The sequence below is a fragment of the Paenibacillus sp. J22P90 genome (genome assembly GCF_059692195.1).
The window spans coordinates 154,634-163,461 of the sequence record NZ_JCAUAY010000014.1; the positions used below are offsets into that span (position 1 = coordinate 154,634).

The window sequence follows — 8,828 nt, forward strand, 5'->3', positions numbered from 1 at the left end:
CATGGCATGGAAAGTAACGCAATCATCGCAGCACGAGAAGTGAAGGAGCGCGTGCAGCCGCAACTCAATAAAGAACGTGCAATTAAGCTGTACTGGAAACAGAAGTACTTTTTCTTCATGCTAATACCCGTCATCGCGTATTACCTGATCTTCCATTATGCCCCCTTATATGGGATTGTCATTGCCTTTCAGAATTATTATCCACTAAAGGGTGTTGCAGGTAGCGAATGGGTAGGGCTGGATCATTTTAAGGAGTTGTTCACGGGACTTTATTTCTTACCAGTATTAAAAAACACCCTTATCATCTCCACGTATAAATTGATTTTCGGTTTCCCGGCACCGATCATTCTCTGCCTTATTCTGAATGAGGTTCGCCTTGTATTCTTTAAAAAAGCAGTTCAGACTATCACCTACTTGCCGCATTTCATTTCCTGGGTAATTCTCGGTGGTATCGTCATCGAATTTCTGTCACCGACACGAGGATTAATCAATGCCATCATCATGGAATTTGGCTACAAACCGATTCTTTTCGTTACGAGTGAGACGTACTTTCGGTCCATCCTAGTCCTCTCCTCGATTTGGAAGGAAGTCGGTTGGTCGACGATCATCTACCTAGCAGCAATCACAAGTGTGGATCCAGAGCTTTATGATGCGGCGGATATGGATGGGGCGGGACGACTTCGGAAAATATGGAACATCACGATGCCATCGATTATGCCGGTCGTAACCATCATGTTCATTTTTGCGGTAGGCGGCATCATTAATGACGATTTTGATCAAATTTACAACTTGCTGAATGCCTCCGTTCTCTCGGTGGGGGATGTTATTTCCACCTATACGTATCAGATTGGGCTTGTGAAAGGCGATTACAGCTTCGCAACAACAGTCGGTTTGTTCAAAAATATCATTGCTTTTTTCTTAATTCTTCTCACCAATTATGTCGCTAAGAAAACCAATGACTATTCCCTATGGTAGGTGATCGCCGAAATGGCAACGAAACGCAAGAAAAAGAAACGAACTTTTGAAGATATCTTCGTTGACACGATTGTCTATACGACACTCATTCTGCTAAGTTCCCTGACGATTATCCCCTTCATGCAGGTGGTCACGGTGTCGATGAGCCCGCCTGCTGTCGTTAGCAGTTACGGCTTCCACTTGATTCCCCTGCAATTTGATTGGGATGGTTATCGCAAAATATTCGCCTATCAGCAAATATGGATCGGATACCAGAATACAATCGTCCGAGTCATTCTAGGTATTGTCGTCTCCATGACGTTAATGATTTTAGCGGCGTATCCTTTATCGAAAAAAAATCTTGTACATCGCAAGTTCTGGACGATTTTCATGGTATTCACGATGTTTTTCAGTGGTGGATTGATCCCATCCTACCTGATTGTCAAAGGCGTCGGGCTCTATAACAGCGTATGGGCGCTAGTGCTGCCTGTAGCGATTAACACGTTTACGATGTTGATCATCCGTAATTACTTCATGTCTCTGCCCGAGGAAATTCAAGAGTCAGCCCGCATCGATGGCGCGAACGAATTCGTCATTTTAACTCGCATTATTCTGCCCATTTCCATCCCGATCCTCGCCACTGTTGGTCTATGGACGATGGTTTATCACTGGAATGAATGGTTTAATGCCATGATTTATCTCAAAGATTCGAAGAAAGCTGTTCTGCAGCTTGTGTTACGAAAAATCATGTTCGAAGGCTCCGAGCCACAGGCTGTCGAGGCAGCGAATACGATCTACGCCAACACCGACACGATGAAAATGGCAGCACTCATGGTATCTCTAATTCCGCTGCTTGTTGTTTACCCGTTCCTGCAAAAATATTTCGTCAAAGGTGTCATGATTGGCTCATTGAAAGGTTAACCCCAGCCCCCTCACAGGGGATGGTTCACTAACATACATGTCTAGGAGGGTCTAAAAATGAAGCGAAAAGCAATTCGTCATGTAGGCAGCTTGGTGAGCGCAGCTTTGTTAGTAGGTAGTTTGGCAGCATGCAGCAGCGGCACAGAGAGCAGTACGACAAGTACCCCAGCACCCGCAGCTACAGGTGCAACGGCAACAGCAGCAGCTAAGAATGAAACACCAGTAACTATTGAATGGGCTGGCTATAACATCAACGATGTAGCTCCTGATGCGAACTCAGAGATCATTCAGGAAGTATCCAAACGCTTTAATGCGAAAATCAACGTCTGGACCGCTGACTCCCAGAAATACGCCGAAGTGTTCAACGTCCGCATGGCGTCGGGAGAAATTCCGGATATTATGAGACTGAAGGGCTTCGAATTATCCAAACTGGTGGATAGCGGGGTAGCAGCGGAAATTCCAGTGGATACGATTAAGCAGAAGGCGCCAAATTACTACAAACTCATCATGGATAACGATACATCAGGGTCTGCTTTCCGTACCAGTATGTACAAAGGTAAAAACTATGGACTCTCGGCCTTCCAATTGGATGGCACGTATCCGACCAGCCTCGTATGGCGCACGGATTGGCTCAAAAATGTCGGCATCACCAAAGTACCTGAAACATTGACTGAGTTTGAAGATGCCATTTACAAATTTACGAATAATGACCCTGACAAAAATGGCAAAAAAGACACCTATGGCCTGTCCAGTACAGCTATGCAAACAGTTCTAGGCGCATTTGGACCGATTCCGACAGATAATATCAAAGGCACGACGCCTTACTCAAACCTGTGGTATACCGTGAAGGATAACAAAGTGACGATGGATGCGATTCAACCTGAAATGAAAGAAGGCCTCAAGCTATTGGCCAAATGGTACAAAGACGGCGTCATCGATCCTGAGTTTGTAACGGGTGAGAATAAAGGTGGCTATTGGGCAACTTCCCATGCCTTCATTAACAATCGCGTTGGTGTAACGGGTAACGTGATGTACTACCACTGGACGCCGCCGCTTACAGAAGGAGATAAAGGTGGCCCGGTTTATCAAGAATTCCTGAAAGTAAAGCCGGATGCCAAATTCGACGAAACATGGTCACTCGGCAAAGCCATTAAGGGACCTGACGGCAAAGCCTACGGCGCGAACATTTGGGGCTATAACAACGAAACACTAGTGATTACCAAGAATGCGACGAAAGATCCGAGAAAGCTGGATACCATTTTGAAAATGCTGGATACACTGGTCACCGATAAAGATTACTACATGCTGGCTAACTACGGTGTCAAAGGGAAGGACTATGTCATTAACGCAGACGGTTCTGTCGCTTCCAATCTCAAAAATCCAACAGAAACAGCGCAACGCGGTGTCTCCACCTTTGGCATGTACACAAACAATCCGGATGTGGTGAAGCAGATATTCAAAGCGAAATATGCCGTTGCAGATAAAGTGAAAGGCACAGGCACACCGCCATCTTACCTGCCGAGCGTAGAGGCTTCCGGCAAGTTCACAGCTGATTTACAGAAGCTGACGACAGAAAATTACATCAAAATCATTACAGGCGAACAATCCATTGATACGTTTGATGAGTATGTCAAAAAGGCTAGAGCTGCCGGTGCTAACGAGATTGAGAAGCAGTACACCGATGTCATTAAATAGGTCGTAAATGAATCCATCTCCCTAAATTTGAAGACTGTCACATTCGTAGCCAAACTGCAAATGAGGCAGTCTTTTCTTTATCCGTACAAGGAGGAACTTAGCTATATGAAGCTGACAGATTTCATTACCATTTCCGATGTGGAAAATCATATTTTAGGCAAAAGCATGGAGGGCCGCATTTTCCCTGCACGGGATGATCGCGAGGCATGGGCGAGCGTACCAGAGACCTTACAGCAAGCATGGGTTACGCAAGCAGAGTCTTATCTGAACTATGAATGGCCTGTTTTGCGTGCTACCGCATTCATGGCCTATTTCGAAGAGGGAAGTCGTAAGCCGTACGATTCGGTTGAAACAGAAAGACGGAATGCGCTTTGTACACTTCTGATCGCAGAGTGCATGGAAGCCAAGGGGAGATTCCTTCGGGAGATACTTAACGTCGTTTGGCTCTTCTGTGAGCAGACGACGTGGTGCGCTCCGGCTCATCATTATTTATCTCTTCGACCCGAAGATGTTCTTTCTGACTCAGAAGAACATTTGTTCGATCTATCCGCAGGTGAAAGCGCTGCATTGCTCGCCTGGACATCTCACTTGCTGAAGTCACCGCTAGATGAGATTTCTCCCCTCATTCGAGCGCGAATTCAGATGGAGTTGGAGCGGCGAATAATAGTTCCTTATATGAAGCGGAATGATTTCTGGTGGATGGGCTTTGGCGAAAGAGAAGTTAACAACTGGAACCCATGGTGCAATGCGAATATGTTGACCGTCTTGCTTCTGCAGGAGTTGGAGCCAGAACGGAAGGTCCTGATCTTCGATAAGGTGCTGCGCAGCTTGGATCGGTACATAGAGGTACAGTTCGAAGATGGCGGCTGCGACGAAGGTTCAACGTACTGGGCTAGAGCGGCGGGAATGCTTTTGGTCAATCTTGAACTAATGTACCGAGCATCGGACGGAGTGCTGCAGGTTTACGATCAACCCTTGATTAGAAAGCTAGGGCAATTCGTCTACAAAATGAACATTGTCGGTAATTACTTTGTAAACTTCGCAGATGGTTCCGCGATCGCTTCACAGGATTACAACATGATTCACTTGTATGGCTCGCGTATTCAGGATGATCAACTGCGCGCATTGGGGCAGATTGGCTTCCGCACCTATCAAGTTCCTGATCGCAGAGGGAAGGGGATTTCCTTTTTCCAAGAAATGATTAGCTTGCATAGCTTCGCAAGTATTCATGCGGAGGTTGCATTAAAAGCGCCTCTGGTTCAAGACGTATGGCTGCCGAATCTGCAAGTAATGGCCGCTAGGGAATCGGAAGGCTCGTCACAAGGCCTATTTGTGGCAATCAAAGGCGGTCACAATGACGAAAGCCATAATCATAATGACATCGGTCACTTCGTGGTTTATATGAATGGAAAGCCGTTCTTAATTGACATCGGGGTGGAGACGTATACCCAGAAGACATTTAGTCCTCAGCGATATGAGATATGGACGATGCAATCTGGTTATCACAGTGTTCCGGTTATTAATGGTTTTGAGCAAAAGGAAGGCCGTTCCTTCCGCGCGGAGGACGTAACCTATGAGAACAGTAATGATTCTGTTCGTTTTGGTGTAGACCTGGCGAGCGCTTATCCCATTGAAGCTGGAGTACGGAGCTGGCATCGCAGCTTAACGCTGCATAGAGGGCAGCACCCTGCCATTGAGCTGAGGGAGTCGTGTTTTCTCAACAGTCCTACCGATCAAGTGCTGCTTCACATCATGTCCAGCCAACTACCCCAGATGCAAGATCAGGGCAGCATCCGTTTGCAGGATAGCGATAAGAATCAGCTACTGATTCATTATGATAATGAGCAATGGGAAGCAGCTTTTGAACACATCGCGATAACAGACGAAAGCTTAACACGCGTGTGGGGCGACAGTCTGTATCGCATCCAATTTAAGCTCCTGCATGCCGTGCAGCAAGGAGAATGGGTGTTTCGATTTGCTGAGGAATAGGTTCATGTATAGATAACCAAATGTGTTCATGGAGGAGGGAAGTATGAAGCAATTCGTGATTATGCTATTTCTGTCTATCTTGGTGTGCACAGGCTGCTCTGAGTGGCAAAATGATTTATCAGCACCCGTATACACTACGGTTGCTTATATCAACGATTCCGCGATTGATGAGCGCGAGTTTCAACTTTTTTTAAATGACGTGAAAGCTCAGACTGCTAGCTACTTTAAGCAAACATATAATGCGGATGACTCATCCTCCTTCTGGACAACGAGCTTTCAGGGAGAGGTGCCGATCGAGAAAGCGAAGCAATTGGCGCTAGACCGATTGAAAGAGGTCAAGGTGCAACAACTTTTAGCCCAGCAATACGGCCTTATTGATGTTAATGATCTTAGCTATTCAACCTTTCTCGAGAATTGGTCAAAGGAAAATCAGCGCAGGGAGATGGCAATCAAGAATAACCAAGTCATTTATGGTCCTAAGCAGTATGACGAACGAGGCTATTACACCTATATATTTTCTAATTTAGTTTTGAAAGTGAAAGCAGTTTTTAAAGAACAGACAGCACCGAAGGGAGGTGACACAGACCCTAGAGGGTTAACGGATGATCAAAAGCAACGCGAACTAGACGCCAGTTACGCAGAGAAAGTGAAGCAAATGGTGGCAGCTGCGCAAGTGAGGCTTGTAGACCACAGTTACCAAAAAATGATGCTGCAATAAGCCGTCTTCTTTTAGGCTCACACAGGTAAGCAATTATATTCCATTATAGAGGAGAATGATTGATGAGAAGTTCAAAGGCATTTCGATTGTGCCTATCGGTTAGCTTGATTTTCACACTCCTATTGACGGTCGTAGTATCCCTGCCTGCATTATCGACTACAACGTATGCAAACAATACAACCTACTATGTAGATTCGGCCGGAGGCAGTGATAGTAACAATGGTTTGAGCACTGGTGCACCATGGCAAACGTTAGCCAAAGTCAACAGCACGACCTTTTTACCTGGGGATAAAATCCTTTTCAAATCAGGCTCTGTCTGGACGGGACAATTGCACCCGCTAGGGTCAGGGGCTTCGGGGTCACCCATCATCATCGATAAATACGGCACAGGTAATAAACCGATTATTAATGGGAATGGATTAACCGGGGGCACGGTATATTTTTACAATCAGCAGTATTGGGAACTCAATAATTTGGAAGTAACGAACACTTCCGCTTCGGCAGGTGACCGTTACGGGGTCAAGGTTGAGGCGCAAGATGTGGGAACCTACAACCATTTTTACATCCGAAATATGTATATCCACGATGTCACAGGAACGAATACGGATGCGCTAAAAGTGACCGGCGGTATCTTTGTGACCGTGTCGGGAACCGCTGTAAGAACGAAATGGAACGACGTTCTTATTGATGGCAATACCATTGAGCGCACGGATCGCACGGGAATTAGCAACGGCAGTTCATGGGGGAACAATGACGGGGCAGGCAACTTTGAGCCCTACACGAATCTCGTTATTAGCAATAACACGCTGAATGATATCGGCGGAGATGGGATTGTTATGCGGGCTTCTATTAATGGTTTGATTCAATATAACGTTGTCAACACAGCTCATGCGCGAGATACCCATTATAATGTGGCGATCTGGGCGATCAATAGTACGAACCCCGTCATGCAATATAATGAAGCCTATAATACCAAAACAACGAATGACGGCCAAGGCTTTGACTGCGACTTTAACTTGACGGGCTGTACGGTTCAGTACAATTATAGTCATGACAATGAGGGTGGATTCCTATTGATCATGGGGAGTGGGACAAAGCGTAACGACAATATGATTGTTCGCTATAATATCAGTCAGAACGACCGGGCGCGTATCTTCCAATTCGATAGCAGCTACACACCGTTAAACAGCCAAATTTATAATAATACGTTCTATATTGGTTCTGGCTTAAGCACAAATATCACAACAGGGATTGGCGGAAGTAATCCGCTCTCTTTCAAAAATAACATCGTTTACAACGCAGGTAGCGGCGGTTATGCCGTCAAAGCGAATGATGTGTATGATTACAATGTCTTCTATGGTAACCATCCGACCAGTGAGCCAAGTGATCCGCATAAATTAACGAGCGATCCACTTTTGGCTGGAGCGGGCAGCGGCGGTATTGGATTAAACACGGTGAATGGCTATAAGCTCGGAACAGGTTCGCCAGCGTTGTCTTCCGGGGTCTTAATCAGCAGTAATGGAGGCAAAGACTACTGGGGGAACACCGTCTCATCGTCGACTGCACCGAATCGCGGCGCATATAATGGTGCAGGTATCGTTCTGACGACTCCGAATACGTGGATTGCTGTAGATGACGCGAATGTGAGAGATGGCACTTACGCTACAACGAACCAAGCTGGAACAACGGCTGTTACGGTTGATACGAAGAACGATTTAACCAGCTACAAACGCGATGGCTATTTTAAATTTGATTTTAATAGCTACAGCGGGTCAGTGACTTCAGCAACAATCACGCTTAAGCCAATTGTAGCTGCGATGAGCGGTATTCAGAATGAAGTCGCACTTGTTAGCGATAATACTTGGACAGAAGGGGGCATCACTTGGAATACGAAGCCTTCTTCCAGCACCGTGCTCGGTACTTATACGATCGTTGCAGGCACGCCGATTACGATTAATGTAACTTCTCAGGTGCAAGCGGCTATGTCCACTGGCAAAAAGCTATCTATCCGCGTATACAGTACATCACCAGTGAATTCAAATGGGAATGTTTCTTTTGCATCAAGCGAGAGTATCACCAGCACGGATCGACCTAACTTAACTATTACACCGTAAGCATGTAAAAGGGCTGAGTGCTTGGACGAAGATAACGACAATTCGTGTCGTGACGTCTGAGCATTTGGCTTTTTTTTGATCGTATAATTTATTTTTGAATTGGAAAAATAAAACATTGCTATGTGTTCAATATCCATGCTATATTATCAATCCGGCCGCAAGACAGACAGGCTGGTAACGAAAAAAGAAGTAAAAAAAGAAATAAAAAAAAGCTTGCAATTAAAAAATGAACATGGTATATTACTTCTCGCTGCTTCGGTAACACGGCAGTGAACGAAAGAAATTGATCTTTGAAAACTGAACAACGAGTGAGTAAGCAAGTCGAGTAATCGACTATAAATGAGATTATTAATCTCGCTAGCATCAAAATGAGCAAGTCATCTTTCTATTATGGAGAGTTTGATCCTGGCTCAGGACGAACGCTGGCGGCGTGCCTA

6 protein-coding genes are annotated in these 8,828 nt (G+C 45.5%); all 6 read left to right on the top strand.

Annotation, left to right across the window (positions count from 1 at the left end):
* Window positions 1-6 precede the first annotated feature (6 nt).
* Window positions 7-975, top strand: a complete 969-nt coding sequence (locus tag AC58UX_RS30515) for an ABC transporter permease (protein WP_497259843.1) — start codon at window positions 7-9, stop codon at window positions 973-975.
* 12 nt (window positions 976-987) lie between these two features.
* Window positions 988-1,875, top strand: a complete 888-nt coding sequence (locus AC58UX_RS30520; RefSeq protein WP_497259844.1) for a carbohydrate ABC transporter permease — start codon at window positions 988-990, stop codon at window positions 1,873-1,875.
* Window positions 1,876-1,932: 57 nt separating this feature from the next.
* A complete protein-coding gene (locus AC58UX_RS30525; RefSeq protein WP_497259845.1) occupies window positions 1,933-3,570 on the top strand; it encodes a type 2 periplasmic-binding domain-containing protein in 1,638 nt (545 codons plus the stop codon).
* A gap of 105 nt (window positions 3,571-3,675) precedes the next feature.
* On the top strand, window positions 3,676-5,559 hold the full coding sequence (locus AC58UX_RS30530) for a heparinase II/III domain-containing protein (RefSeq protein WP_497259846.1): 1,884 nt from the start codon (window positions 3,676-3,678) through the stop codon (window positions 5,557-5,559).
* Window positions 5,560-5,602: 43 nt separating this feature from the next.
* On the top strand, window positions 5,603-6,277 hold the full coding sequence (locus AC58UX_RS30535; protein WP_497259847.1) for a hypothetical protein: 675 nt from the start codon (window positions 5,603-5,605) through the stop codon (window positions 6,275-6,277).
* Window positions 6,278-6,339: 62 nt separating this feature from the next.
* A complete protein-coding gene (locus tag AC58UX_RS30540) occupies window positions 6,340-8,391 on the top strand; it encodes a CBM96 family carbohydrate-binding protein (RefSeq protein ID WP_497259848.1) in 2,052 nt (683 codons plus the stop codon).
* Window positions 8,392-8,828: the final 437 nt, after the last annotated feature.

What these genes read in the sequence shown, in the direction of transcription:
- AC58UX_RS30520 (WP_497259844.1), top strand. Translation starts at nt 988, where the DNA reads ATGGCAACGAAACGCAAGAAAAAGAAACGAACTTTTGAAGATATCTTC.
- AC58UX_RS30525 (WP_497259845.1), top strand. Translation starts at nt 1,933, where the DNA reads ATGAAGCGAAAAGCAATTCGTCATGTAGGCAGCTTGGTGAGCGCAGCT.
- AC58UX_RS30540 (WP_497259848.1), top strand. Translation starts at nt 6,340, where the DNA reads ATGAGAAGTTCAAAGGCATTTCGATTGTGCCTATCGGTTAGCTTGATT.
- AC58UX_RS30535 (WP_497259847.1), top strand. Translation starts at nt 5,603, where the DNA reads ATGAAGCAATTCGTGATTATGCTATTTCTGTCTATCTTGGTGTGCACA.
- AC58UX_RS30530 (WP_497259846.1), top strand. Translation starts at nt 3,676, where the DNA reads ATGAAGCTGACAGATTTCATTACCATTTCCGATGTGGAAAATCATATT.
- AC58UX_RS30515 (WP_497259843.1), top strand. Translation starts at nt 7, where the DNA reads ATGGAAAGTAACGCAATCATCGCAGCACGAGAAGTGAAGGAGCGCGTG.